Annotated in this window: 23 protein-coding genes and 2 tRNA genes; 10 read left to right on the top strand and 15 right to left on the bottom strand. The window is 73.1% G+C overall.

Annotated elements, in window-relative coordinates:
• Positions 1-39: 39 nt before the first annotated feature.
• From GA0070214_RS18295 to GA0070214_RS18305, 3 genes are read right to left on the bottom strand one after another with little or no spacing between them, the layout of a single operon-like run.
• A complete protein-coding gene (locus GA0070214_RS18295) occupies positions 40-705 on the bottom strand; it encodes a GAP family protein (protein ID WP_091264839.1) in 666 nt (221 codons plus the stop codon).
• 52 nt (positions 706-757) lie between these two features.
• Positions 758-2,131, bottom strand: a complete 1,374-nt coding sequence (locus tag GA0070214_RS18300) for an MFS transporter (RefSeq protein ID WP_091264842.1) — start codon at positions 2,129-2,131, stop codon at positions 758-760.
• 55 nt (positions 2,132-2,186) lie between these two features.
• Positions 2,187-2,447, bottom strand: a complete 261-nt coding sequence (locus GA0070214_RS18305; RefSeq protein ID WP_091265555.1) for a hypothetical protein — start codon at positions 2,445-2,447, stop codon at positions 2,187-2,189.
• Between the two features lie 225 nt (positions 2,448-2,672).
• Between GA0070214_RS18305 and GA0070214_RS18310 the strand changes: the two genes are divergently transcribed.
• Both GA0070214_RS18310 and GA0070214_RS18315 read left to right on the top strand, forming a co-directional pair.
• Positions 2,673-7,235, top strand: a complete 4,563-nt coding sequence (locus tag GA0070214_RS18310) for a cation-translocating P-type ATPase (protein ID WP_091264846.1) — start codon at positions 2,673-2,675, stop codon at positions 7,233-7,235.
• Complete coding sequence (locus tag GA0070214_RS18315; protein WP_091264851.1) at positions 7,225-8,013, top strand: MBL fold metallo-hydrolase; 789 nt, start codon at positions 7,225-7,227, stop codon at positions 8,011-8,013. Before GA0070214_RS18310 ends, GA0070214_RS18315 begins: the two co-directional genes overlap by 11 nt.
• A gap of 59 nt (positions 8,014-8,072) precedes the next feature.
• Here the strand turns inward: GA0070214_RS18315 and GA0070214_RS18320 are convergent, their stop codons facing one another.
• A complete protein-coding gene (locus GA0070214_RS18320) occupies positions 8,073-8,492 on the bottom strand; it encodes a CBS domain-containing protein (protein WP_091264855.1) in 420 nt (139 codons plus the stop codon).
• Between the two features lie 119 nt (positions 8,493-8,611).
• Between GA0070214_RS18320 and GA0070214_RS18325 the strand changes: the two genes are divergently transcribed.
• Complete coding sequence (locus GA0070214_RS18325) at positions 8,612-8,902, top strand: antibiotic biosynthesis monooxygenase (RefSeq protein ID WP_139141872.1); 291 nt, start codon at positions 8,612-8,614, stop codon at positions 8,900-8,902.
• 41 nt (positions 8,903-8,943) lie between these two features.
• Positions 8,944-9,405 (top strand): GNAT family N-acetyltransferase, encoded by a 462-nt coding sequence (locus tag GA0070214_RS18330; protein WP_091264864.1) that lies wholly within the window; start codon positions 8,944-8,946, stop codon positions 9,403-9,405.
• Positions 9,406-9,409: 4 nt separating this feature from the next.
• Here the strand turns inward: GA0070214_RS18330 and GA0070214_RS18335 are convergent, their stop codons facing one another.
• Entirely contained in the window at positions 9,410-10,357 is a 948-nt protein-coding gene (locus GA0070214_RS18335) for an L-threonylcarbamoyladenylate synthase (protein WP_091265558.1), read from the bottom strand.
• A gap of 74 nt (positions 10,358-10,431) precedes the next feature.
• On the opposite strand from GA0070214_RS18335, the gene GA0070214_RS18340 reads away from it, so the two are divergent.
• Positions 10,432-10,983 (top strand): hypothetical protein, encoded by a 552-nt coding sequence (locus GA0070214_RS18340; protein ID WP_091264867.1) that lies wholly within the window; start codon positions 10,432-10,434, stop codon positions 10,981-10,983.
• A 51-nt stretch (positions 10,984-11,034) separates the two neighbouring features.
• The gene (locus tag GA0070214_RS18345; protein ID WP_244167765.1) at positions 11,035-11,925 is read left to right on the top strand and encodes an aminoglycoside phosphotransferase family protein; all 891 of its coding nucleotides are present in this window, start codon (positions 11,035-11,037) and stop codon (positions 11,923-11,925) included.
• A gap of 160 nt (positions 11,926-12,085) precedes the next feature.
• Here GA0070214_RS18345 and GA0070214_RS18350 read toward each other — a convergent pair whose 3' ends face one another.
• Positions 12,086-12,685, bottom strand: coding sequence for a winged helix-turn-helix domain-containing protein (locus GA0070214_RS18350; RefSeq protein ID WP_091264871.1), 600 nt, complete (start codon positions 12,683-12,685; stop codon positions 12,086-12,088).
• Between the two features lie 63 nt (positions 12,686-12,748).
• On the opposite strand from GA0070214_RS18350, the gene GA0070214_RS18355 reads away from it, so the two are divergent.
• Positions 12,749-13,339: a dienelactone hydrolase family protein gene (locus tag GA0070214_RS18355; RefSeq protein ID WP_091264874.1), complete on the top strand. Its 591-nt coding sequence runs from the start codon at positions 12,749-12,751 to the stop codon at positions 13,337-13,339.
• Between the two features lie 4 nt (positions 13,340-13,343).
• Here the strand turns inward: GA0070214_RS18355 and GA0070214_RS18360 are convergent, their stop codons facing one another.
• Entirely contained in the window at positions 13,344-13,697 is a 354-nt protein-coding gene (locus GA0070214_RS18360) for a hypothetical protein (protein ID WP_091264878.1), read from the bottom strand.
• A 25-nt stretch (positions 13,698-13,722) separates the two neighbouring features.
• Positions 13,723-14,688, bottom strand: a complete 966-nt coding sequence (locus GA0070214_RS18365) for a phosphotransferase enzyme family protein (protein ID WP_091265565.1) — start codon at positions 14,686-14,688, stop codon at positions 13,723-13,725.
• A gap of 95 nt (positions 14,689-14,783) precedes the next feature.
• Here GA0070214_RS18365 and GA0070214_RS18370 point away from each other — a divergent pair, with 95 nt between their 5' ends.
• Both GA0070214_RS18370 and GA0070214_RS18375 read left to right on the top strand, forming a co-directional pair.
• Positions 14,784-15,425: a P-loop nucleotide/nucleoside kinase family protein gene (locus GA0070214_RS18370; protein ID WP_091264881.1), complete on the top strand. Its 642-nt coding sequence runs from the start codon at positions 14,784-14,786 to the stop codon at positions 15,423-15,425.
• 17 nt (positions 15,426-15,442) lie between these two features.
• Positions 15,443-16,417, top strand: coding sequence for a GNAT family N-acetyltransferase (locus tag GA0070214_RS18375; RefSeq protein WP_091264885.1), 975 nt, complete (start codon positions 15,443-15,445; stop codon positions 16,415-16,417).
• A 22-nt stretch (positions 16,418-16,439) separates the two neighbouring features.
• On the opposite strand, the gene GA0070214_RS18380 is transcribed toward GA0070214_RS18375, so the two are convergent.
• The 6 genes from GA0070214_RS18380 to gyrB form a co-directional block, all read right to left on the bottom strand.
• A tRNA-Ala gene (locus GA0070214_RS18380) sits at positions 16,440-16,515 on the bottom strand.
• A 10-nt stretch (positions 16,516-16,525) separates the two neighbouring features.
• Positions 16,526-16,654, bottom strand: a complete 129-nt coding sequence (locus GA0070214_RS32505; protein ID WP_208818042.1) for a DLW-39 family protein — start codon at positions 16,652-16,654, stop codon at positions 16,526-16,528.
• A gap of 43 nt (positions 16,655-16,697) precedes the next feature.
• Positions 16,698-16,771: transfer RNA gene (locus tag GA0070214_RS18385), tRNA-Ile, on the bottom strand.
• Positions 16,772-16,917: 146 nt separating this feature from the next.
• Positions 16,918-17,826 carry a DUF3566 domain-containing protein gene (locus tag GA0070214_RS18390; RefSeq protein ID WP_091264889.1) on the bottom strand — a complete coding sequence of 303 codons (909 nt, stop codon included), beginning with the start codon at positions 17,824-17,826 and terminating at the stop codon, positions 16,918-16,920.
• A 3-nt stretch (positions 17,827-17,829) separates the two neighbouring features.
• Complete coding sequence (gene gyrA / locus GA0070214_RS18395) at positions 17,830-20,355, bottom strand: DNA gyrase subunit A (RefSeq protein ID WP_091264894.1); 2,526 nt, start codon at positions 20,353-20,355, stop codon at positions 17,830-17,832.
• A 130-nt stretch (positions 20,356-20,485) separates the two neighbouring features.
• On the bottom strand, positions 20,486-22,432 hold the full coding sequence (gyrB, locus tag GA0070214_RS18400) for a DNA topoisomerase (ATP-hydrolyzing) subunit B (protein ID WP_091264897.1): 1,947 nt from the start codon (positions 22,430-22,432) through the stop codon (positions 20,486-20,488).
• A gap of 527 nt (positions 22,433-22,959) precedes the next feature.
• On the opposite strand from gyrB, the gene GA0070214_RS18405 reads away from it, so the two are divergent.
• Entirely contained in the window at positions 22,960-23,523 is a 564-nt protein-coding gene (locus GA0070214_RS18405; RefSeq protein WP_091264900.1) for a hypothetical protein, read from the top strand.
• On the opposite strand, the gene GA0070214_RS18410 is transcribed toward GA0070214_RS18405, so the two are convergent.
• Positions 23,508-24,002, bottom strand: coding sequence for a MarR family winged helix-turn-helix transcriptional regulator (locus GA0070214_RS18410; RefSeq protein WP_091264904.1), 495 nt, complete (start codon positions 24,000-24,002; stop codon positions 23,508-23,510). The genes GA0070214_RS18405 and GA0070214_RS18410 overlap by 16 nt on opposite strands.
• Between the last annotated feature and the right edge of the window lies 1 nt (position 24,003).

Genomic DNA, 24,003 nt, shown 5'->3' on the forward strand with positions numbered 1-24,003 from the left:
CCCCGTACGTGTCGGCGAGGTGACCGGCTGTGCGGCAGTTCACCCTCGGCGGGTCGACTCCACCAGGTCGAGCACGGTCACCAGCGCGAAGAACGCGATCACCACCTCGCTGACCACCCAGCCGTGCCGGTCGGTCCAGGCTCGGAGCCGGGGCAGCGCCGTCGCGGCCCGCCCGCGGGCCAGCAGCAGGATGAGCAGTGGCACGGCGAGCAGCCCGACAGTCAGCAGGACGAACGGCAGCAGGTGCCACCACGCCAGGTTGTGCCGGGCGACGCTGGCGCCCACGGCCGCCATGGTGAGGTCGTCGGTCGGCGCGGTGGCGACGAGCACCGCCCCGAGCCGCAGGGCGTACCCCGGCTCGGCCCGCCGGAGCCGGCCCATCCAGCGGGGCAGGCCGGTCCGGTGCCGGCGCAGGTAGACGATCACCGCGAGGACGACCAGCAGCGCCAGCACCACCCAGTCGATCCGGCTCGCGGTCCGTTCGAACCGGACGACGTCGGTCTCCGCTCTCGCCTCCGGGCCCCGGAGCAGTCTGGTGAGCAGCCAGCTCAGCGTCACCCCGGCGACGACCACGGCTCCCGCCCCGGTCAGGTAGCCGAGCGAGGCGGCCCGGGGGCGGTCGGCGGAGGCGAGGAGCACCGCCGCGACCACCTGCGTCCCGGCCACCATCACCAGGGCCAGCGGCAGGATGGTCAGGAAGTTCATGGCCCGCCCATCCTCCCGGCCGGTCAGCCGGCCCGGGCCGCTTTGGCCGGGATCACCGGTCGGCGAGCACCACCCGGCCGGCGAGCAGCACGCCGAGCAGCCCGCAGCCGGCGGCCACGGCCAGCGTGGTCGCGTAGCTCGCCGGGCCCGGCGCCGAGCCGGCGGCCAGCACGGCCCCGGTCAGCGCCAGCACCGTGGCGGCGGAGAGCGAGTCGCCCAGTTGCAGCGCCGAGCTGTTCCGGCCCTGCTCGGCGGGGGCGGACAGCGCCAGGGTGAGCACCGACAGGGACGGGTAGAGCAGCCCCATGCCGAGGCCGGCGACCGCCCAGGCCAGCACGGCGAGTGCCACCGGAACGGCCGGCAGGAGGGCCAGGGCGACGCCGGCCGTGCCGACGGCGATGCAGGCCAGCCCGACCCGGGGCAGGGTGGCGGCGGACCGTGGCGCGGCGATCCGGCCCTGGATCCAGGAACCCACCGACCAGGAGAGCGCCCCGACGGTCAGCACCAGCCCGGCCGCGGTCGGCGAGAAGCCCCGCTCCCGGGACAGCATCAGCGGGATCACCACCTCGGCCCCGGCGAACGCCGCGGAGGCCAGACCCCGCAGACCTATCACGGTCGGCAGCCCTCGCGCCGCCCGCAGGAACCCGGCCGGCAGCAACCGGGGTACGCAGGCCAGCAGCCCGGCCAGTGCCACGCCGATCAGCCCGGCGGCGAGCACGCCGCGCTGCTGCCCCCCGTAGTGCAGCAGTGCGGCGCTCGCCCCCGCCCCGCAGGCCCAGCCGATCCGGGCCAGCGCACCGGCCGGCGGCCGGGCCGGCACGGCCGCGCCCAGGGCCCGCAGCCCCGGCTGGACCAGCAGGACGGCCGGCACCGCCACCGCCGGCACCGCGAGGAACACCCAACGCCAGCCCACGTGCTCGACGATCAGCCCCGCCACCGCCGGACCGACCAGCGAGGGGACGACCCAGGCCGCGGCGAACGCAGCGAAGATCCGCCGCCGCAGCTCCTCCGGGTACGCCTGACCGACGATCACGTAGAGCGCGACGGACAGCAGCCCCGAGCCGAAACCCTGCACGACCCGCCCGACGACAAGTACCTCCATGGTGGGCGCGGCGCCCGCCACCACGAGGCCCGCCACGAACCAGGCCACGCCGTGCCACATGGCCGGGCGCGGGCCCCGGGCGTCGCACCAGATGCCGGAGGCGACCATGGCCACCACGCCCGAGGCGAACGGGCCGCCGAAGGCGAGCGCGTAGAGGCCGAGCCCGTCCAGGGTGCGGGCCACCGTGGGCATGGCGGTGCCCACGGCGAGCGCCTCGAAGGCGAGCAGCGACACCAGGGCGACGCTGCCCACGGTCATCGCCCGCAGCCGCGGCGACCAGAGGTGTGCGGGCGGGGCCGCCGGTGCGGCGGTGACGGTCGACATGGGCTCAAGCCTCGTTCCTCAACCGGGATTGAGGTCAACCGTGAGCCCCGTCTCGTTACGCGGACTCCAGCGCCTCGCCGATGCCCTTGACCAGTCCCGAGTAGTGCTGGTCGGCCAGGAGGTGCCCGGCGGTGATGACGAGGGCCAGCGGCCACTCGATGACCTGGAGCGCGGCGAGCACGCCCAGCCCCGCGTAGTAGGTCAGCTTGTCGGGCGGTGGCACGGCCACCTCGCCCAGGATCGGGATCTCCACGCGCCGGCAGTACGTGTTGATCATTTCTCGCGACCCGCTGAGGTTTCGTGTCAGCGTGCTCATCCGCGCCTCCCCGGTTCCGACGACGACACCGATCTCCGGGCGGCATTCCACCGGCCTTCCCGTCCATGCCCCGGGCAGTGCGGAAACTTCCCCCGCCGGAGGGGCATAACGGACGCTACGCCGGGAAGTCGGGCCGCCGGGACCAGGCATGGGAGGCGAGATGGCGGACGGCTACGAACGCGGGAGCACCGGGGAGCGGGGCCGGCAGCCCGGCCGTACGCCTCGATGACCTCGCTGGGCCGCGTCGCCGGCCTCCTGCTGTCGCCGGCCACCGTGCCCGACGTGGTGGCCCGGGTGGCGCGTACGGTCGCCACCGCCGTGCCGGACACCGCTCGTACCGTCGGATCCGCCCTGCCGGAGACGGCCCGGAACGCCGTGCCGGACAGCGTCGCCGACGCGGCGGGAAGCGTGGGCGGGGCGGCGGTCCGGCTGGCCCGCTTCGCGGGGCTGACCCGGCGCCGGGTGTGGTCGCGGGACGGCCGGCACCACATCGAGGTGCACGGCGTCTGCCAGGACGGCGGGGACCGGCTGGCCCGGCAGGTCGAGGCGGCCCTGGAGGCCCTGCCCGGGGTGGCGTGGGCCCGGGTCAACGCGCCGTCGGGCCGGGTGGTCGTGGCGGTCGAGGAGCCGAAACCGAGGCTGCGTGACCTCATCGCCACCGTGGCGCGGACGGAGCGGGTGTGCCCGCACGAGCCGGACCCGGAGATCCCGCCGCCGCATCCGCCCGAGGAGGGGCCGCGCACACCCCGCACCATGGGCGCGCTCGTCTCGGACGCGCTCGGCCTGACCATCTCGGCGGCCACCCGGATCATGCCGTTCGCCCCGGTCCCCGGTGAGGTGGCCGGTTTCCTCGGCGCGGTCGACCTGCACCCGAAGCTGCACGCGTTCGCCGGCCGGGGCCTGCGCGCCGATCCGCGCGCCGACCTGCTCTTCCCGCTCGCCGAGGCGGTGGTCCAGGGGCTCACCGGCGGCTGGGCCGGCATCGTCCTCGACGGCGCGCAGCGGATCGTGCAGTGGGGCGAGGCGCGGGCCCAGCTCGCCGCGTGGGCGAAGGCCGAGCCGAGGCTGACCGGCGAGCCGGACCGCGCGGTCGCCCGGGTGCCGGACGGCGAGCGACCCTGCCCGGTCCCGGACGGCCCGGCCGAGCGCTACGTGAGCCGGTCGCTCGCGGCGGGAGCGGCGGCCGGGGCGGCGGCGCTGCCGGTGGCCGGCGGCAAGCGGGCCGCCGCGCTGGCCCTGTCGTCACTGCCGAAGGCCCCGGGCAGCGGCCGGGAGGGGTACGCCGCGCAGCTCGGCCGGATGCTCGCGCGGCGCGGCGTGATCGCCATGGACCGCAGCGTGCTCCGCGAGCTGGACCGGATCGACACGGTGCTGCTGGACGCCGCGGTGCTGGGCTCCGACCGGGGCGTGCTGGCCGACCTGGCGCCGCTGCCCGGCGCGGACACCGGTCAGGTGGCCGGGCGGGCGTTCGCCCTGTTCGACCCGGCCGCCCCGCAGGCCGTCCGGAACGCCGACGGGTGGCGGATCGGCCCGCTGGACCGGCTGAACGCCGACGACCCCGGCGACACCCCGGACAGCGCGCGGCTGCGCGCGGACGGCGGCCCGCTGCTGGGGCTCGCCGAGGACGGCCGGCTCGCCGCCGTGCTGCGGGTCGAGCCGGAGCCCGTACCGGGGGTGGACGCCCTGGCGACCGCCGCCCGGCACGCCGGCCTGCGGCTGGTGATCGCCGGGGACGACGACGGCCGGTTCGACTTCGCCGACGCCCTCGTGCCGGGCCGCGACCAGCTCGCCGACTCGGTCCGCGACCTGCAACGCGAGGGCGCCGTGGTGATGGTGGTCTCCGGCGACCGGGCCGCGCTGGGCGCCGCCGACTGCGGGCTTGGCGTCGCCGCCCCGGAGGACCTGCCGCCCTGGGGCGCGCACCTCCTGGTCGGCGACGACCTGCGGATCCCCGCCCTGCTCATCGACGCGACCGGGGTGGCCCGGCGGATGACCGGGCAGAACATCCGGATCGCGATGGCCGGCACCGGCCTGGGGGCGCTGGGCGCGTTCACCGCCGACCGCGAGCGGCTGCCCGGCCGGACCCTCGCCGCGGTGAACGGCGCCGCCGCCCTCGCCTTCGCCCACGGCGTCTGGCGGGCCCAGCGGCTGCCGGACCGGACCCGCACGCCGGTGCCCGCGCTCACCGCCTGGCACCTCATGCCGGTGGAGACCGTCCTCGACCAGCTCGGCACCCACGCCGAGGGGTTGACCGACGCGGAGGCGGCCCGCCGCCGGCGGGCGGCGACCGGGGACGGCCACGGGCCGGCCGGGCTGCTCCGCGCCTTCGTGGACGAGCTGTCGAACCCGCTCACCCCGGTGCTCGCCGCCGGGGCGGTGCTCTCCGCCACGTTCGGTTCGCTGGTCGACGCGGCCCTGGTCGGCGGCGTCGTGGGCGGCTCGGCGCTGATCGGCGCGGTGCACCAGCGCAACACCGAACGTTCCCTGGCCGAGCTGCTGTCCCGCTCGGCGGTGACGGCCCGGGTGCTGCGCGACGGCGCCGAACGGGTGGTGGCCGCCGAGGAGCTGGTCGCCGGGGACGTGGTCGTCGTGGAGTCCGGTGACGCCATCCCGGCCGACTGCCGGGTGCTGACCAGCGACGGGCTGGAGACCGACGAGTCGTCCCTGACCGGTGAGTCGCTGCCGGTCGGCAAGAGCGCTGAGCCGGTGGTGGCCGCCGCGGTCGCCGACCGGCACTCGATGCTCTACGAGGGCACCACGGTCGCGGCCGGCCACGGCACCGCCGTGGTGGTGGCCACCGGCGAGGAGACCGAGGCGGGGCGGAGCCTCGCCCTGGCCCGGCAGGCGCCCCCGGCCAGCGGGGTGGAGAGCCGGCTCGGGAAGTTGACCAGCGCGGCAGTGCCGCTGGCCGCCGGCTCGGCCGTCGCGGTGGCCGGGGCGGGGCTGCTCCGGGGCGTACCCCTGGTGGAGACGGCGGCGACCGCCGCGAACCTGGCCGTTGCCTCGGTGCCCGAGGGGCTGCCGTTCCTGGTCAGCGCCGCGCAGCTGGCGGCGGCGCGGCGGCTGGCCGAGCACGGCGCGCTGGTGCGCAACCCGCGGACCATCGAGGCGCTGGGCCGGGTCGACGTGCTCTGCTTCGACAAGACCGGCACCCTCACCGAGGGCAAGCTGCTGCTGGCCGGGGTGGGCGGCGGGGACGACCGGTACGCCCCGCCGGACCACCTGGACCCGCCGCTCCGGATGACGCTGGCCGCGGCGCTGCGGGCCACCCCCGCGGCCGCCGACCCGGACGAACTGCCCCAGCAGACCGACCGCGCGGTACGCCGCGGCGCGGGCACCGCCGGCGTGGTGGAGCAGACCGGCGCGCCGGACTGGACCGTGGTGGGTGGGCTGCCGTTCGAGCCGTCGCGGGGCTACCACGCCACCGTCGGCCGCACCGCCGACGGGCTGCTGCTCAGCGTGAAGGGCGCGCCCGAGTCGGTGCTGCCGCGCTGCGCCGCCCGCCGGACCGACGGGGGCGACACGCCGCTGGACCCGGCCGGCCGGGACGCGCTGCACGCGATGCTCGCCGAGCGGGCCGGTGCCGGGCACCGCATCCTGGCCGTGGCCGAGTGCGCCGTGGGGGCCGAGGCGGTGACCGACGAGCAGGTCACCGGGCTGGTCTTCGTCGGTTTCCTCGCCCTCGCCGACGGGGTCCGGGAGAGCGCCGCGCCCGCCGTGCAACGGATCCGGCAGGCCGGGGTGCACACCGTCATGATCACGGGGGACCATCCGGCCACCGCCGAGGCGATCGCCGACACCATCAGCCCCGACCACGGGGAGCAGCGGGTGGTCACCGCCACCGAGCTGGACCGGCTCGACGACGAGGCCCTCGCGGAGCGGCTCATGGCCACCGACGTGGTGGCCCGCTGCACCCCCGCCCACAAGGTACGGATCATCCAGGCGTTGCAGCACCGAGGCCGGACGGTGGCCATGACCGGTGACGGCGCCAACGACGCTCCGGCGATCCGCCTCGCCGACGTGGGCATCGCCCTCGGCCAGCGGGGCACCCCGGCGGCCCGCGCCGCCGCCGACCTGGTGGTCACCGACGACCGGCTGGAGACGATCATCGCCACCCTCGTGGAGGGACGGGCCATGTGGTCGTCGGTCCGCCACGCGCTGAGCATCCTGGTCGGCGGCAACCTCGGCGAGATCGCGTTCAGTGTGCTGACCGCCGCGGGCACCGGCCGGTCGGCGCTCACCGGCCGGCAACTGCTCCTCGTCAACCTGCTCACCGACCTGGTGCCGGCGCTGGCCATCGCGGTCCGGCCGCCCGCCGCCGACGGCGCCGACCATCTGCTGCGGGAGGGACCGGACACCTCGCTCGGCGAGACGCTGACCCGCGAGATCGCGCTCCGGGCCGCGGCCACCACGCTGGGCGCGACCGCCGGCTGGACGCTCGCCCGCTGGACCGGCCGGGAACGCCGGGCCGCCACGGTCGCGCTCGCCTCGCTGGTCGGCACCCAGCTCGGCCAGACCGTGCTGGCCGGCGGCACCAGCCCCGCCGTGCTGGCCTCCACCGTCGCCTCGGTCGGCGTCCTGATCGGCGTCGTGCAGACGCCCGGGGTCAGCCAGTTCTTCGGCTGCACCCCGCTCGGCCCGGTGGGCTGGAGCATCGCCGCCGGGTCCGCGCTCGGCGCCACCTTCGCCAACGGGGCGCTGACCCGCCTGGTCGACCGCCTGCCCCAACCCGGCACCCGCCCGCATGGCGCGGCCGATCAGGGGTACGGCGAGGAGCATGACGCCTGAGGTGACCTTCGTCGGTACGGCGACGACCCTGTTGCGGATCGGCGGATTCACCCTGCTCACCGACCCGAACTTCCTGCACCGCGGCCAGCGGGCCTACCTGGGCCGGGGGCTGTGGTCGAAGCGGAGCACCGACCCGGCGCTGACCATCCCCGAACTGCCCACGCTGGACGCCGTGGTCCTGTCCCACCTGCACGGCGACCACTTCGACCGGGTGGCCCGGCGCGGGCTGGACCGCGCCCTGCCGATCGTCACCACACCGCAGGCGGAACGGAAGCTGCGCCGCTGGGGGTTCCGGGCGGCGGAAGGGCTGCCCACCTGGCGCTCGTACGAGCTGCGCCGCGGTGACGAGACGCTGCGGCTGACCGCGCTGCCCGGCCAGCACGGGCCCGGCGTGCTGGACCGGCTGCTGCCCGACGTCATGGGCACCCTGGTCGACCTGGAGAGCACCGGCGAGCGGCGGTTCCGGCTCTACGTCACCGGGGACACGCTGCGCCGCCCCCAACTCGGGCAGATCCCCGAACGGTTCCCGGACATCGACGCCATGCTGATCCACCTCGGTGGCACCCGGGTCGCCGGCATCCTGCTCACCATGGACGCGCGGCAGGGCGCCGACGTGGTGGAGCTGATCCGGCCCCGGCTCACCGTGCCGATCCACTACGACGACTACCCGGTGTTCCGCTCGCCGCTGCGGCACTTCGTCGAGGAGGCCCGGCGGCGGGGGTTCGTCCAGCAGGTCCGCACCATCCAGCGGGGCGAGACGGTGCCGCTGACCCCCTGACGCGGCTCGCCGCCCGTTCCGGTGGGCCGGAGGGGCGGCGAGCGGTGTGCGGGTCGTGGTCAGGCGCGCTCGGAGATCGCCTCGATGAGGTCGCCCACCGGGCGTTCCGGCAGCGAGCGGGCCACGTCGGCGACGGCCACGATGCCGACGAGCTTCTGCCCGTCGATCACCGGCAGCCGGCGTACCTTGTGCTCGCCCATGGTTCGCAGGATCTCGGCAGCGTCGTCGTCCGCGCCGATGGTCACGGCCTCGCCCTGGGCCAGCTCACCGGCGGTCACGTCGGCCGGGTCCTTCCCCGTGGCCAGCACCTTCACCACGATGTCGCGGTCGGTCACCATGCCCTTGAGGCGGTCGTCGTCGCCGCAGATCGGCAGCGAGCCCACCCCGAGCTCGGCCATCCGTCGGGCGGCGGTCCGGAGGTCGTCCTGCTCCCGGACACAGCTCACGTCGCTGGTCATGATCTCGCGTGCGGTCGGCATTGGCATGACACCTCACTTTCGGGGGGTTGTTACCCGTACCTCCTACCCCCGCCGGCTGGAGCCATGCGGACGACATGGACGGCGGACCGGTGGGAACACCGCCCGTGGAGGTGAGGGAGATGCCCTTCGTGCAGGTCATCGAGTACGAGACCGACCGACCCGACGAAGTACGCCGACTCAGCGAGGAGTGGACGCGCGAGCACCCGTCTCCCGGGCCCGCCCGGGTGACGCTCGCCGAGGACCGGGACCGGCCGGGCCACTTCGTGATGGTCGCCGAGTTCGACAGCTACGAGCAGGCCATGGCGCACAGCGGCCGCCCGGAGACCGGCGCCTACGCCGAGCGGATGCGCCGGCTCGCCAGCGGCGAACCCCGCTACGTCAACCTTGATGTGGCTCAACAGATGGCGTAATGCAGTCGAGTGGGCACCGGCGCAGTGGCTAGGGTGCCGCCGTGCCGTCACCTCGCCTGGAGCAGATCACGCCGGACAACGTCCTGGCCGCCTGCGCGATCGCCATCCGTCCCGACCAGGAGGGGCTGGTCGCCCCCGTCGCCCGGTCGCTCGCCGAGGCGTACGCCCAGCCGGCGGTCGCCTGGCCCCGGCTCATCGTCGACGACGGCGGGCCGGTGGGCTTCCTGATGGCGTTCCTCGACGTCCAGTGGCGTCCGGACGACCCGGCCGACGTCCGCTCCGGCCTGTGGCGGCTGAACATCACCGCCGACCAGCAGGGCCGGGGCTACGGGCGGTTCGCCGTGGCGGCGGTCGCCGACGAGTTGCGCCGCCGGGGCACGGACCGGTTGTTCGTCACGTGGGCCCCCGGCCCGCACGGCCCGGAACGCTTCTACCACCGCCTCGGCTTCCGGCTCACCGGCGAGACGAGCGGTGACCAGGTGGTCGGCGTGCTGGCCCTCTGACGGCTCAGTGCCAGGTGGCGGCGGCCCGCCGCAGCCGGTCGTTGATCGCCCGGCCCACACCGACCTCAGGCACCGGCTCGGCCACGATCTCGGTGACCCCGGTGGCGTCGAGCCGGTGCAGGGCGTCGAACAGCCGCGCCGCCGCCACGGTGAGGTCACCCTCGGGCGACAACACCTCCACCGCCGCCCAGTCACCCCGCGCCGGCGGCTCCCGGAAGGCCAGGAACCCGCGCCGGCCGCCGTCCCCCTCGGCCGCCGGGCCCAACCGCAACGGGGTACGCGGGGCGTAGTGTGCGGCCAGCGTTCCGGGCGCCACGGGCTGACCCGAGCTGCCCTGGCGTACCTCGACCGGTCCGGCCGCCTCGATCAGCGCCTCCACCGGCAGCGCGCCGAGCCGGAGCACCACCGGCCGCTCGCCCCGGGCGTCCACGATGGTCGACTCGATCCCGCAGCGGGTGGGTCCGCCGTCGAGCACCACGTCCACGGCGGCGCCCAGCCCGGCCACCACGTGCTCGGCGCGGGTGGGACTGAGCTGCCCGAACCGGTTGGCGCTGGGCGCGGCCACCGGCACCCCGGCGGCGGCGATCAACGCCCGCGCCGACGGCTCGTCGGGCACCCGCACGGCCATGGTGTCCAGGCCCGACGTGACGATCGGTGGGATCGCCGCCGGGCGGTCCACGATGAGGGTGAGCGGGCCCGGCCAGAAGCGCTCCACGAGCGCGGCCACTGCGGGCGGCACCGCGCCGACCAGACCGGGCAGGTCGGCGGCGTCGGCCAGGTGGCTGATCAGCGGGTCGAAGCTGGGGCGGGCCTTCGCTTCGAAGATCCGGGCCGCCGCCCGGGCGTCCAGCGCGTTCGCGCCCAGCCCGTAGACCGTCTCCGTGGGGAAGGCGACCAGCCCGCCGGCCCGCAGGACGGCGGCGGCCTCGGCGATGCCGCTCTCGGCCGGCAGGACGCGCGGGGATCCGGTGCTCACGCACCGACGCTAGCCTGCCGGGACGGCCGGCCCGGCACTACCCTGCCCCCATGGGCAGGCGGGTGGCGCTGGCGGTGGCCGGCGTCCTCGTGCTGGTCGGCGGCCTCGGCCTGCTGACCGCCGCGCCGGCCGTCCAGCGGGCCATCTCGCCGGCCGCGGAGCCCACGCCCCTCCCCGTCCGGCTCGCCGGCCAGCGCTACGACGACCTCACCGTCGACCTCCACCCCGGCCGGTACGCCGTCTGGGCCACCCGGCCGACCAGCGCCCCGGACGCCGACCGCTGCCGGGTGACCGGCCCCAACGGGCGGCCGGTCCCGGCGACCGACCCCGGGCACGTGGTCGAGTGGACCGAGGTGGCCACCGACGACACGGTCTGGACCTGGACGTCCACCTTCGCCGCCCCGGCCGCGGGCGGCTACCACCTCACCTGCCGGCTCGACCCCGACGCCCCCGGCCAGCAGTACGCGGTCACCCGCGAACCGGACCGCCGGCTCGCCCTGCGCCTGCGGCTGGCGCTCTGGCGAGGGCTGCTGGTGGCGGCCCTGCCGGCCGGCCTCGTGATCCTCGGCATGACGCTGACCTGGCGCCGCCGCGCGGACTGAACTCGTTTGCGACCCGCGCCGGGCCGAACCAGGATGGTCGCCGTGACCCGGATGAAGATGCACGCCGACGAGGTGCTGACCGACGTCGACCTGGTCCGCCGGCTGCTGGCCGGGCAGTTCCCGCAGTGGGCGGACCGGCCGCTCCGTCTCGTTCCCTCGCACGGGACGGACCACGACGTCTACCGGCTCGGCGACGACCTCGCGGTGCGGATGCCCCGGGTCGGCTGGGCCACGAAGCAGGCCGCGCGCGAGGCCGAGTGGTTGCCCCGGCTCGCCCCGCACCTGCCGCTCGCCCTGCCCGTGCCGCTGGCCGTGGGCCGCCCCGCCGAGGGCTATCCCTTCGACTGGTCGGTCTACGAGTGGCTGCCGGGCGAGAGCGCCAGCACCGCCCGGTACGACCGGGACGCGGCGGCGGTCGACCTGGCCGCCTTCGTCGCCGCGCTGCGGCGGATCGACACCGCCGGCGCGTACCCCCGGCCGCCCCGGGCCCGGGGTGCGGACCTCGCGGAACTGGACGAGGGGGTCCGCGACGCGGTGCGCCGGCTCGGCGACCGGGTCGACGGCGCCGCGGTGCTGCGCGCCTGGCGGGAGTCGCTGGACGCGCCGGCCTGGGACGGGCCGGGCAGGTGGCTGCACGGCGATCTGCTGCCCGGCAACCTGCTGGTGGTCGACGGCCGGCTCGCCGCCGTCATCGACTTCGGCGGGCTCAACGTCGGCGATCCTGCCTGCGACCTGCAACCGGCATGGAACCTCTTCTCCGGCGCCAGCCGCGCCCGGTTCCGCGCCGAGTTGGCCGTGGACGACGCCTCCTGGCTGCGCGGCCGGGGGTGGGCGCTGCTCCAGGCGGTGATCGCCCTGCCCTACTACTGGGACACCAATCCGGGGATCGTCCGGCAGACCTCCCACGCGCTGCGCGAGGTGCTCACCGACGCCGGCAGGTAGAAACGGTGGGTGGTGCTCCGCCGGAACTCGACCAGTTCCTGGCGGCGTGTGCCACCCAGCTCCGCGACCGGGTACGCCTCCAGCGCCGGTCCGGGCGACCCGGACCGGCCCAGCCGTCCTGGCAGCTCGTCGCCGACGTGCTGTACGACGCGGCCCACGGCTACTGGCCGTCGGGCCGGTCGGCCGGGTCCGGCTCGGTGTCCGGCAGGGTGGGCGCGTCGGTGGGGTACAGGCCCGCGGCGAAGCCGTACACCTGGTCGCCGGACCGGGGGATCTGGGCGAAGCGGCGGGCGAGCGCCTGGACCTCCGCCCAGAACGTCCGCACCTCCTCGATCGGGATGCGCGCGTGGACCAGGGTGCACCGCAGCTCGTCGGCGGCATGGGCCGCGGCGGCCTCGGCGGCCGCCTCGGCGAGACCGTTGATGCCTGCCGCGACCTGCTTGTCCTCGGGCCGGTTGAGCACGCCGACGTAGAAGGTACGGGCGACCCGGCCGTAGAAGCGCTCCTCGATCGCGCGGACCCGTCGCGTGCGCACCACCCGGAGCAGGCCGGCGTCGACCAGCAGGTTCACGTGGTAGGCCACGCTGCTCTTCGGACGGTCGACCGCCCGGGCCAGCTCGTTGACGGTGGCGGCCCGCTCCAGCAGCAGCTCCAGCAGGGTGCTGCGCAGCGGGTCGGCCAGGGCGCGCAGCTGCTCGGGCGCGGTGACCACGAGCATCTCGTCGAGGTCGTAGTCCGGGATCTGCTGATTGACCGACATTTCTCGACCGTTCTAGAATTCTGGATCATTCGATCACTCTGGTTCGATGACAGGAGTCTAGAGATGGCCGAGATCGTTCTCTTCCACCACATCCAGGGGCTCACCGACGGCGTCCGCGCCTTCGCGGACGGCCTCCGCGCCGGCGGGCACACCGTGCACACCCCCGACCTGTTCGACGGCGAGCGGCCGGCGACCCTCGAGGAGGGCGCCGCCCTGACGAAGCGCATCGGCGGCGCGGTGCTCGACGAGCGCGCCGACCGGGTCGTGGCCGCCCTGCCGAAGGACCTCGTCTACGCCGGCATCTCCTTCGGGGCCGCCACCGCGCAGCGGCTCGCCCAGACCCGGCCCGGCGCCCGCGGCGCCCTGCTCTACGAGTCCTGCCTGCCGGTCACCGGCGAGTGGGCCGTCGGCCCGTGGCCGGACGGCGTCCCCGTGCAGATCCACGGCATGGACAAGGACCCCTTCTTCGCGCTGGAGGGCGACGTCGACTCCGCCCGCGAGCTGGTCGCGATCGTTGGGCCCGAACTCGGCGAGCTGTTCGTCTACCCCGGCGAGGCGCACCTGTTCACCGACGGCTCGCTGCCGTCCCACGACGCGGACGCGACGGCCCTGGTGCTGCGACGCTCGCGGGAGTTCCTCGACCGGCTGGGCTGACCGGTCAGTGGCACAGCACCACCACGTTGGCGAAGAGGCCGCACGAGGCGACCGTCGCCACCGTGATCGCGCCGGCCGCCCGCAGCGCGACATCGGCGCCACCACGTCCGCGCCGGGTGACCGACAGCGTCTGCTCGCACACGACCAGGAACACCCAGCCGAACAGCAGCAACGTCAGATAGAAGTCCCAGGCCGGGTTCGCGAACGCGCTCGCGTTGCCGTTCCCGCCGTAGTTCGGGCAGTCCTCGAAGCGGGTGATCGGCCGGAGGATCGCCAGCAGCGCCAGGAAGAAGGCGCCGCCGATGAGGCAGACCCGGAAGCCGCTGAGTCGGGACGGCCGCTTCCGGTCCTCGATCATCGGCTCAGCCTAGCGGCGGGCCGGTTCAGGCCACGTAGTCCGGGCGGGCGACGGTCTCGGCGATGCGGGTCAGCCAGTGCAGGTCGTTGGCGTGAGATTCCGGACTGGCGTCGGAGTTGAGGATGCTGCTGAGGAAGACCGCGGCGTCGTCGAGGTGGCGTTCGCTGCGGTAGTAACTCAGCAGGGTCGGGTCCGGTTCCACCGGCCCGTAGCCCCGGCGGAAGAGTTCGGCCCGGCGCGTGTTGACGGGGTGGTCGCCGAAGTCCTGACTGTGGACGAACATCAGGTCCCGCTCGCGCGGCGCGAGGATCGGCCCGTCCCAGTCCACGACGTGCAGGGGACCGTCGCCGTCGGCGATCAGGTTGCCAGGGTGGATGTCGGCGTGGCAGATGACGTGTCGACCGTGCGGCACGCGGGCGGCGAGGTCGTCCACCGTCTCCGACAACCGGTGCAGCGCCGCACCGTAGCGGACCCAGAAGGCGCCGAGCGTTCCGCTCGCCGCGGCCTGCTCACCGAGCAACCGTAGCCGCTCACCCGCGCTCGACCGGTAGGTCTCGACCGGCAGGACCGCCGCGATGTCGGCGCTGGGTCTGACGGCGTGCAGCCGGCCCAGGAACTCGCCGTACTCGATCCACTGGCGGTCGGTGAGGCCGCGACCCCACAGGCTGCCGCCGTCGTGGAACGGGTAGAGCAGCAGCCGGTAGGCCCCGAACGCGCGACCGGCTCCGCCGTCCGGCAGGTCGATCGGGGCCACGACGTGCCGGACGCCCTGCGCGCGGAGAAAGCCGGGCAGCAGGACGGCCGCCGGGGTGAACTCGCCGCGGCGCAGCTTCAGGAAGTAGCGCCCGCCGTCCGACGTGTCCACCCGGTACGCCCAGGCGTGCCCGTCGAGCCCGACCGGCAGGAACACGAGATCGGTGACGTCCACGGCCCAGGCGGCGGCCACCTCGGCCGCCAGCAACCGCTCGTCCACACCGGGCCTGTCGATCACGATCGGAGCGTCGCAGGCCGCCGTCCGCCAGAGCAAGGCGGTTTCGGTCGGCGCCCCTCTGACCCCGCGGATCGCGGGTCTGCCAGGATCGGCGGATGTTGGTGCGGGGACGGCCGGTGGTCGTTGCGGTCTGCGGGTGTCCGGGAGCCGGCAAGACCACTGTCGCCGCTGCGACGGCCGGCCACCTCGGAATTCCGTTCCTCACCCGCGACGAGATCAAGACGGGCCTCGGGCTGTCCACCGCCTCCGTCGCCGGGGATGGGCAGGTCCGGTTCGACCGGGACTTCCACGTTGCCGGTGGTCCCGTCAGCCTCCGGGCCGAGGCCGTGATGGTCGACGCGGCCCGGCTGTTCGCGGCCGCCGGCGTGAGCTTCGTCGTGGAGTCCTCGGTGTTGTCCCAGGAGACGCTCGGCGTGCTGCGGGCGTGTCGCGCCCGGGTCCTGGCCGTCCATGTCGTCGCCGCGGAGGAGGCTGTCGGCCGGCGACTCGGTGCCCGGGCGGCCGAGGGCAGGGCCGTGGACCAGCAACTCCTTGCCCTGTTCCGGCGAGGTGAGATGAAGCGGTCGATCTTCGAACCGCCGGAGGGCGTCGACGCCGTCGTCGAGATCGACACCTCGGCCGGGGGAGCTCCGGCCGTCGAGACGATCACGGCGGCGGTCGTCGCCCTCCTCGATCAGGGAACGGCCGAGCCGGCACCCGTGGGCGCCGGAAACCAGGACGACAGCCCGCGTACGTAGGAATTACGGTCGTCCGCATGTATGAGAAATCCAGCTCCCTCACATGGCGGCCGCTCACCAGTGAGGACGCGAGAGCGGGGGCCGACCTCCTCAACGCCATGGAGACTGTTGACAAGATAGGCGAGAAATACGACGAGGAGGACACCCTCCAGGAGCTGATCGACCCCTACGCGGAGCTGGAGCGCGGGAGCCTCGCCGCCTTCGACGGCGACGTGATGGTCGGCTACATGAAGACCAACTACAAGCCGGGCGCGGAAGAGGTCCACCGGATCTTCATGGACGGCGGGGTCCACCCGGACTACCGGCGCCAAGGCATCGGCACCGTCCTGCTGAAAGCCGGGGTGGCGGCGGCGAAGGAGCTGCACGCGCTGCATCACCCGACGCTGAAGCTGGTGATCGACGCCCGGAGAGGCGAGCACATCGCCGGCGTGGCGGAACTCTTCCGCTCCCAGGGCTTCGCGCCGGCCCGCTACTACCAGCACCTGGAGCACCCGCTCGGGCATGCGATCCCCGAAACGGCCATCCCGGCCGGGATGCGGATCGAACCGTGGTCGAAGAAGAACGACGAGGCATTCCGGATGATCCGGAATGAGGCGTTCGAAGATCACTGGGGTATGGCACCGCTCCCCGCGAACTCCTGGGCGAGCAAGATCACCAACCATACGTTCAAGCCGGAGGTCAGCTTCCTGCTCCGGGACATGACGAGCGGAGCTCCGGCGGGCATGCTGGTGACCAAGTACTGGGAGGCCGACACGGCTGCCACCGGCGTCCGCAACGCGCACTTCATGTTCATCGGAACTCTGCGGGACTACCGGAAACGGGGCGTCGCCAGCGCACTGATCGGACACGCGCTACGGGCCGCCGCCGACCAGGACTACGGCCGCGCGAGCGTGCACGTGGACTCGGCGAACCCCACCGGGGCGTTCAGGATCTACGAGAAGGCCGGGTTCACGTCGAAGAGGCGGTTCGTGTGCTGGGCTCTCGAGGTGTGACGCCCCATGCCGACGGAAAAGATGGTGGAGCCCAGGGGACTTGAACCCCTAACCCCTGCCTTGCAAAGGCAGTGCTCTGCCAGTTGAGCTAGGGCCCCGAGGGCGCGGTCAGCGCAGGTCGGGCGCGGTGGTCGCCTCGTGCCAGAGAGCGCGCTCGTCGTTCGAGGCCTTGATCTTCTTGGCCACGACGGCGGCCACGCCGACGACGCCGGCCAGGATCAGGAGCTTCTTGAACATGGGCTTGACCCCTCGCGCTCGACTATCGTCGGACGATGTGCGGTGGGGCTAGCTGGAATCGAACCAGCGACCTCAGAGTTATCAGCTCTGCGCTCTAACCGACTGAGCTATAGCCCCGCGTAGCGACGAGCAAGGTTAACCCATCGCCGCCGTGGCTCCCAAATCGGGGGGCCGTGGCGGCGCGCTCACCCGCGTCACCATGAAACTACCCGGACACGCGACGCCGGGGCGACCGCTTTACGCGGCGCCCCGGCGTCGTCGGGTCAGTCCCGCTCGGCGAGCGTCAGCTCGATCCCGCCGACGAGGTCGGCGCAGACGTTGTAGACGAACGCGCCCAGCGTGGCCAGCGCGGTGAAGAGCACGACGTTCACCAGGCCGATCAGCGCGGAGCTGAGGATCACGCCCTTGGCGGTGATCCGGAAGCCGCCGCCGCCCTGGCCGCCGCCGGCGTTCACCAGGTCGGTCAGGCTGTCGTTGACGCTCTTGAACACGCCCATGGCGTCGAGGGCCAGGTAGAGCACCGAGGTGGCGACGACCACCACGATGAAGAGCACCACGGAGACCGCGAACGCGAACTTCATCACGGACCACGGGTCGATCCGCTTGAGGTTCAGCCGCGCCCGGCGCGGCCCGCGCGACGCGGCCGAGCTGACCGAGGTACGCGCGGCGCGTACCGCCTCACCCACGCGGGCGGCCCCGACGGCGGCCGCACCGCTGATGCCCGGCGGCAGGCCGCCCCCGTTTGCGGGGCGGCCTGTGGCGGCGGGACGGGCGCCGTCGGGCGACGGCTTGGGCGCGGTGCCCAGGCCGGCGCCGACGCGCGGCTGGGTGCCGGTGGTGCCGGTGGACGGCCGGGCGGCCGCCGCGGGCGTGGCCGGCTGCGGTGTCGTGGCGGGCTTCGCCGCGGCCGGGGCGGCCAGGCCGTCGGCCGACGTCGGGGCGTCGACCTTCGTCTCGGCCTGGTCGGAGGACCGCGAGTCCTCGCCGGGCTTCTCCGGCGGCGGGGCCATGCCGGGGGCCCGGGTGAACTTCGGGGCAGGCGCGTCGGCGGGGACGGTGGCCCGGCCCACGGCCGCGCGGCCGGTCGCTGGTGTACCGCCCTGTGCGGCCTCCTCGTCGACCGGGTTGGCCGAGGTCCCCTTGTTCCCCGACTTCGCCTGTGTCTCCGTCATCAACTAGTCCTGTTCGTCAGGCTCGTCGGCATTGCGAGCAATCGCCACGATAGTCACGCCGTCCGGGAGGTCCATCAGCTTGACCCCCATTGTGTTCCGGTCACGCGTACGGCGTACAGGCTTCACCGGAGTCCGGATCACGCCACCGTTGCTGGTGATGGCGAACAGTTCGTCGTCCGGACTGATCACCACGGCACCGACCAGACCACCGCGTCGCTCGGTGATCTTCGCAGTCAGCACGCCCTTACCTCCCCGGCCCTGGACCGGGTATTCCTCGATCGGGGTACGTTTCGCGTATCCCCCGTTCGTCGCGACCAGCACGTCCATTTCCATGCCCTCGCGGACGACCTCCATCGCCAGCAGGACATCCTCCTCGCTGAACCGCATGCCGATCACGCCGGAGGTGGCCCGGCCCATCGGCCGCAGCGCCTCGTCGCTGGCGTTGAAGCGGATGGCCTGCGCGTTCTTGGAGACCAGCAGCAGGTCGTCGGTCGGGGCGACGAGGGCAGCACCGACCAGCTCGTCCTCATCGCGCAGGTTGATCGCGATGACTCCGCCGGAGCGGTTGGAGTCGAACTCCTCGAGCCGCGTCTTCTTCACCAGGCCGTTCTTCGTGGCCAGTACCAGGTAGGGCGCCACCTGGTAGTTCGGGATTTCGATGATCTGCGCGATCTGCTCGTCCGCTTGGAAGGCGAGCAGGTTGGCCACGTGCTGGCCCTTGGCCACCCTACTGGCTTCGGGAAGCTCGTAGGCCTTGGCCCGGTAGACCCGGCCCTTGTTCGTGAAGAACAGGATCCAGTCGTGGGTGGAGCATACGAAGAAATGGCTGACGATGTCGTCCTGCCGCAGCGTCGCCCCGCTGACGCCCTTGCCGCCCCGCCGCTGCGAGCGGTAGAGGTCGACCTTGGTGCGCTTGGCGTACCCGGTGCGGGTGATGGTGACGACCACGTCCTCGCGGGCGATGAGGTCCTCCATCGAGACCTCGCCGTCGAACGGCACGATCTTGGTGCGCCGGTCGTCGCCCCACTTGGCGACGATCTCGCCCAGCTCCTCGGAGACGATCCGCCGCTGCCGCTCGGGCTTGGCGAGGATGTCCTTGAGGTCGGCGATCTCCAGCTCGAGCTTGGCCAGGTCGTCCAGGATCCGCTGGCGCTCCAGGGCGGCCAGCCGGCGCAGCTGCATGTCGAGGATGGCGGTCGCCTGGACCTCGTCGATCTCGAGCAGCCGGATGAGGCCCTGGCGGGCGTCCTCCACGGTGGGCGAGCGCCGGATCAGGGCGATCACCTCGTCGAGCGCGTCCAGCGCCTTGGCCAGACCGCGCAGGATGTGCGCCCGCTCCTCGGCCTTGCGCAGCCGGAACGCGGTCCGCCGGCGGATGACCTCGATCTGGTGCTCGACGTAGTAGCGGATGAACTGGGCCAGGTTGAGCGTGCGCGGCACGCCGTCGACCAGCGCCAGCATGTTGGCGCCGAAGGTCTCCTGGAGCTGGGTGTGCTTGTAGAGGTTGTTCAGCACGACCTTGGCAACCGCGTCGCGCTTGAGCACGAGCACGATCCGCATGCCGGTACGCCCGGAGGACTCGTCGCGGATGTCGGCGATCCCGCCGAGCTTGCCCTCCTTGATCAGCTCGGCGATGCGCTCGGCCAGGTTGTCCGGGTTGACCTGGTAGGGCAGCTCGCTGACCACCAGCGCCGGCCGGCCGCGCTTGTCCTCCTCGACCTCGACCACCGCACGCATCCGGATCGAGCCGCGCCCGGTCCGGTACGCGTCCTGGATGCCGGCCTGGCCGACGATCAGGCCGTGGGTCGGGAAGTCCGGGCCCTTGACGATCTCCAGCAGCGCCTCGAGCGTGGTGGCCTCGTCGGCCTCCGGGTTCTCCAGGCACCACTGCACGGCCGCGCCGATCTCGCGCAGGTTGTGCGGCGGGATCTTGGTGGCCATGCCGACCGCGATGCCCTCGGAGCCGTTGATCAGCAGGTTCGGGATGCGGGACGGCAGGATCGTGGGCTCCTTGGCCCGGCCGTCGTAGTTGTCCTGGAGGTCGACGGTGTCCTCGTCGATGTCCCGGAGCATCTCCATGGCCAGCGGGTCGAGCTTGCACTCGGTGTACCGCATGGCGGCGGCCGGGTCGTTGCCCGGCGAGCCGAAGTTGCCGTTGCCGTCGACCAGCGGGTAGCGCAGCGACCAGGGCTGCGCCATCCGGACCAGCGCGTCGTAGATGGCCGAGTCGCCGTGCGGGTGGAACTGACCCATCACGTCACCGACGACACGGGAGCACTTCACGTAGCCGCGGTCCGGCCGGTAGCCGGAGTCGAACATGGCGTAGAGGATCTTGCGGTGGACCGGCTTGAGCCCGTCCCGGACATCCGGCAGGGCCCGCCCGACGATCACGCTCATCGCGTAGTCGAGGTACGAGCGCTGCATCTCGACCTCGAGCCCGACCGGCTCGATCCGGTCGTGCGCGACGACCGCGGCCAGTGTCTCCGGGGTCTCCGGCTCGTTCGGCGTGGACTCGGGAGTATCGGTCACTGTTAACCCTTATCAGACTCAGAGTCGTTTTCGTGCTGTGGATAACGGCTGTGGATACCGGCCAGACTGTGGATAACTCTGTGGACTGCCGGGCCGGCCAGTGGATCTCCGGCCGGCCCGATGCAGCCCGTCAGATGTCCAGGAACCGCACGTCCTTGGCGTTGCGCTGGATGAAGGACCGGCGCGCCTCGACGTCCTCACCCATGAGGACGCTGAACAGCTCGTCAGCGGTTGCGGCGTCGTCGAGGGTCACCTGGCGCAGGGTGCGGGTGGCCGGGTTCATGGTGGTCTCCCACAGCTCGGGGTAGTTCATCTCGCCGAGACCCTTGAACCGCTGGATGTCGTCCGGCCGGGCGTTGGGCTTCTTCTGCTGGCGCAGCGCGATGAGCCCGTCCCGCTCCCGGTCCGAGTACGCGTACTGCGCGTCGTCGCCCTTCTTGTTCCACTTGATCTTGTAGAGCGGCGGGGCGGCCAGGTAGACGTGCCCCAGCTCGACCAGCGGCCGCATGAAGCGGAAGAGCAGCGTGAGCAGCAGCGTCTGGATGTGCTGGCCGTCGACGTCGGCGTCGGCCATCAGCACGATCTTGTGGTAGCGCAGCTTCTCGATGTCGAAGTCGTCGTGGATGCCGGTGCCCAGCGCGGTGATGAGCGCCTGGACCTCGTTGTTCTTCAGCACCCGGTCGATCCGGGCCTTCTCCACGTTGAGGATCTTGCCGCGGATCGGCAGGATCGCCTGGGTACGCGGGTCACGCCCCTGCTTGGCCGAGCCGCCCGCCGAGTCACCCTCGACGATGAACACCTCGGACTCGCGCGGGTCGGTGGACTGGCAGTCGGCCAGCTTGCCCGGCATCGAGCCGGACTCCAGCAGCGACTTGCGCCGGGCCAGCTTGCGCGCCTGCTGGGCGGCGATCCGGGCCCGTGCCGCCTGCGACGCCTTCTGGATGATGGTCTTCGCCTCGGCCGGGTTCCGGTCGAACCAGTCGACCAGCCGGTCGTTGCAGACCCGCTGCACGAAGCTCTTCACCGGGGTGTTGCCCAGCTTGGTCTTGGTCTGGCCCTCGAACTGCGGGTTGGTCAGCTTGACCGAGATGATCGCGGCCAAGCCCTCGCGGATGTCCTCGCCGGAGAGCTTCTCGTCGCCCTTGAGCAGCTTCTTCTCCGCGCCGTAGCGGTTGACCACGCTGGTCAACGCGGCCCGGAAGCCCTCCTCGTGGGTGCCGCCCTCGTGGGTGTTGATGTTGTTGGCGAAGGTGTAGACCGACTCGCCGTACGACTCGTTCCACTGCATGGCGATCTCGACCGACATGCCCTCCTCCTCGGCGCCGAACTCGACCACCGTCTTGTGGATCGGGTTCTTGGAGGCGTTGAGGTGCCGGACGAAGTCGGCGATGCCGCCCTCGTAGTGGAAGGTCACCTCGCGGGGCTTGCCCTCCTCGGTCTCGGCGACCCGCTCGTCGAGCAGGTGGATGGTGAGGCCGCGGGTGAGGAAGGCCATCTCCTGGAGGCGCCGGTAGATGGTCTGGAAGTCGAAGTCGACGGTCTCGAAGACGTCGGCGTCGGGCCAGAAGGAGACCGCCGAGCCGGTCCGGTCGGTCGGCTCACCCTTCTCCAGCGGGGTCGGCTTGGAGTTGTGGTATTCCTGCCGCCAGACGAAGCCGTCCTTGTGGATTTCCACAGCCATCTTGGTGGAGAGGGCGTTCACCACCGAGACACCGACGCCGTGCAGGCCGCCGGAGACGGCGTACGCCTTGCCGTCGAACTTGCCGCCCGCGTGCAGCACCGTCAGCGCGACCTCGACACCCGGCTTCTTCAGCTTGGGGTGGAGGTCGACCGGGAAGCCACGACCGTTGTCGGTGACCCGGACGCCGCCGTCGGCCAGCAGCACCACGTCGATGGTGTCGCAGAAGCCGGCCAGCGCCTCGTCCACGGCGTTGTCGACGACCTCCCACACGAGGTGGTGAAGGCCGCGTTCACCGGTGGACCCGATGTACATACCGGGCCGCTTCCGGACCGCCTCCAGGCCCTCGAGAACGGTGATCGACTCGGCGCCGTACTTCTTGTTGTCCTCCGCTGCCACCCTCGGCCACTTTCTCGCACCCGCCGCGCCAGGGCGCGGGGCGCGGGTTCGGCGGACAGGACGCGACGTCGGCGCGCACGGACCGGTCCCCGGATCTCCAGGTCACGGATCGCGTACGCCGGTCGCCGCGGTTGCCCGCGGATCGCGATCGGCTCGACCCGATGCGGGACAATGATCAAGGGCCCTGGGGCCCCTGTCCGCCGCTCCGTGTCGGGTCTTTCGTCTCGCCGTCAATCTTACTCTGCGCAGCCGACCAAACCGCCACTCGGCACCCCCTGCGGGGCGGCTGAGATTGCCGTAGGGGGCCGAACCGTGCTGTCCGCGACTCCCCCTACACGCGAGGCCCTGATCGAGGGCGCGACCGCCACCGGATCGGTACCGGCGGGTGACCGACCGGGGGTCGCGGTGGGACCTGCCGTGCCGTACCTTTTGCGGCGCCGCCACCTGCGGTCTTGATCTTTCGCGGCCGGAACCGGGACGATCGACCCGATCGGTCGGACAACGTGCTTGCTGAGAGGTGACGCCAGATGGGGCTGGACAACGTCGCGGTGCACTGGCCGCGGACCGGCCGCTTCTACGATCCGGTCGCGCCGGCCGAGTTCGTCGACTTCGGCGAGATCGTGGACATGCCACGCATCTCGGCACCGACCGCCGCGCTCGCCGAGCTGATCGCGAAGACCGGCACGGTGCGCGCGACCGCCTACACGGAGCTGGTCGACCTCATCCTCGGCCTGGAGAATGTGCTCTACGCCACGGAGAACTCTGCCGAGGACGAGGACCCGGTGATCGACCCGGACGGCTGCTCCTGGATCGCCGAGGGTGTGGAGAAGTTCGTCGCCCGGCACCGCCCGTTCGGCGAGGCGGTCACGTTCGAGTCGGTCAGCGAGGTGCTGCGCTCGCTGCTCGGCGACGGGCGCCTCGCCGAGCAGCAGCTCCGCTGGCTGGACAGCCGGCTGGACAAGCTGCGCGACGAGAGCGGCGAGAGCGGCGAGCCGCCGCAGTGGAACTTCACCTGTGCCGAGCTGAGCGTGCTCGCCGCGTTCTACCGGCGCTGCGCCGAGCGCGGCTTCGCGGTCTATGCCGACGCCTGACCCGGCTGCCCGGCCTCGCCGGTCCCGGCCGCCGTCGCCCGGTTGGCCGCCGCGATCACCTCGGTGAGCACGGTGTGCAGGTGCCGCAGGTCCGCCAGCGGCAGGCCGAGCCGCTGCACGATGGCCGGCGGGATGCGCTCCGCCTGCGCCCGGAGGGCCTGCCCGCTGGCGGTGAGCGACACGGCCAGGCTGCGCTCGTCCGACGTGTCCCGCTCGCGCCGCACGTAGCCGGCGGCTTCGAGCCGCTTCAGCAGCGGTGACAGGGTGCCGGGGTCGAGCTGGAGCAGCCGGCTGAGCTCCCGGACCGACAGCGGCGCGTGCTGCCACAGCGCCAGCATGACCAGGTATTGCGGGTGCGTGAGCCCCATGGGCTCCAGCAGCGGGCGGTAGACCGCGACGACGCCGCGCGCGGCGACGGAGAGCGCGAAGCACACCTGCTGCTCCAGCGCCAGGGGATCACCCTCGAGCTGGTCGGCCACC

This window comes from Micromonospora chaiyaphumensis (genome assembly GCF_900091435.1).
Classification (GTDB): Bacteria; Actinomycetota; Actinomycetes; order Mycobacteriales; family Micromonosporaceae; genus Micromonospora; species Micromonospora chaiyaphumensis.

What these genes read in the sequence shown, in the direction of transcription:
- GA0070214_RS18350 (WP_091264871.1), bottom strand. Translation starts at nt 12,685, where the DNA reads ATGTCGGTCAATCAGCAGATCCCGGACTACGACCTCGACGAGATGCTC.
- GA0070214_RS18345 (WP_244167765.1), top strand. Translation starts at nt 11,035, where the DNA reads ATGAAGATGCACGCCGACGAGGTGCTGACCGACGTCGACCTGGTCCGC.
- GA0070214_RS18405 (WP_091264900.1), top strand. Translation starts at nt 22,960, where the DNA reads ATGGGGCTGGACAACGTCGCGGTGCACTGGCCGCGGACCGGCCGCTTC.
- GA0070214_RS18355 (WP_091264874.1), top strand. Translation starts at nt 12,749, where the DNA reads ATGGCCGAGATCGTTCTCTTCCACCACATCCAGGGGCTCACCGACGGC.
- GA0070214_RS18325 (WP_139141872.1), top strand. Translation starts at nt 8,612, where the DNA reads ATGCCCTTCGTGCAGGTCATCGAGTACGAGACCGACCGACCCGACGAA.
- GA0070214_RS18360 (WP_091264878.1), bottom strand. Translation starts at nt 13,697, where the DNA reads ATGATCGAGGACCGGAAGCGGCCGTCCCGACTCAGCGGCTTCCGGGTC.
- GA0070214_RS18305 (WP_091265555.1), bottom strand. Translation starts at nt 2,447, where the DNA reads ATGAGCACGCTGACACGAAACCTCAGCGGGTCGCGAGAAATGATCAAC.
- GA0070214_RS18310 (WP_091264846.1), top strand. Translation starts at nt 2,673, where the DNA reads ATGACCTCGCTGGGCCGCGTCGCCGGCCTCCTGCTGTCGCCGGCCACC.
- GA0070214_RS18300 (WP_091264842.1), bottom strand. Translation starts at nt 2,131, where the DNA reads ATGTCGACCGTCACCGCCGCACCGGCGGCCCCGCCCGCACACCTCTGG.
- GA0070214_RS18375 (WP_091264885.1), top strand. Translation starts at nt 15,443, where the DNA reads ATGTATGAGAAATCCAGCTCCCTCACATGGCGGCCGCTCACCAGTGAG.
- GA0070214_RS18390 (WP_091264889.1), bottom strand. Translation starts at nt 17,826, where the DNA reads ATGACGGAGACACAGGCGAAGTCGGGGAACAAGGGGACCTCGGCCAAC.
- GA0070214_RS18295 (WP_091264839.1), bottom strand. Translation starts at nt 705, where the DNA reads ATGAACTTCCTGACCATCCTGCCGCTGGCCCTGGTGATGGTGGCCGGG.
- GA0070214_RS18320 (WP_091264855.1), bottom strand. Translation starts at nt 8,492, where the DNA reads ATGCCGACCGCACGCGAGATCATGACCAGCGACGTGAGCTGTGTCCGG.
- GA0070214_RS18340 (WP_091264867.1), top strand. Translation starts at nt 10,432, where the DNA reads ATGGGCAGGCGGGTGGCGCTGGCGGTGGCCGGCGTCCTCGTGCTGGTC.
- GA0070214_RS18370 (WP_091264881.1), top strand. Translation starts at nt 14,784, where the DNA reads ATGTTGGTGCGGGGACGGCCGGTGGTCGTTGCGGTCTGCGGGTGTCCG.
- GA0070214_RS32505 (WP_208818042.1), bottom strand. Translation starts at nt 16,654, where the DNA reads ATGTTCAAGAAGCTCCTGATCCTGGCCGGCGTCGTCGGCGTGGCCGCC.
- GA0070214_RS18315 (WP_091264851.1), top strand. Translation starts at nt 7,225, where the DNA reads ATGACGCCTGAGGTGACCTTCGTCGGTACGGCGACGACCCTGTTGCGG.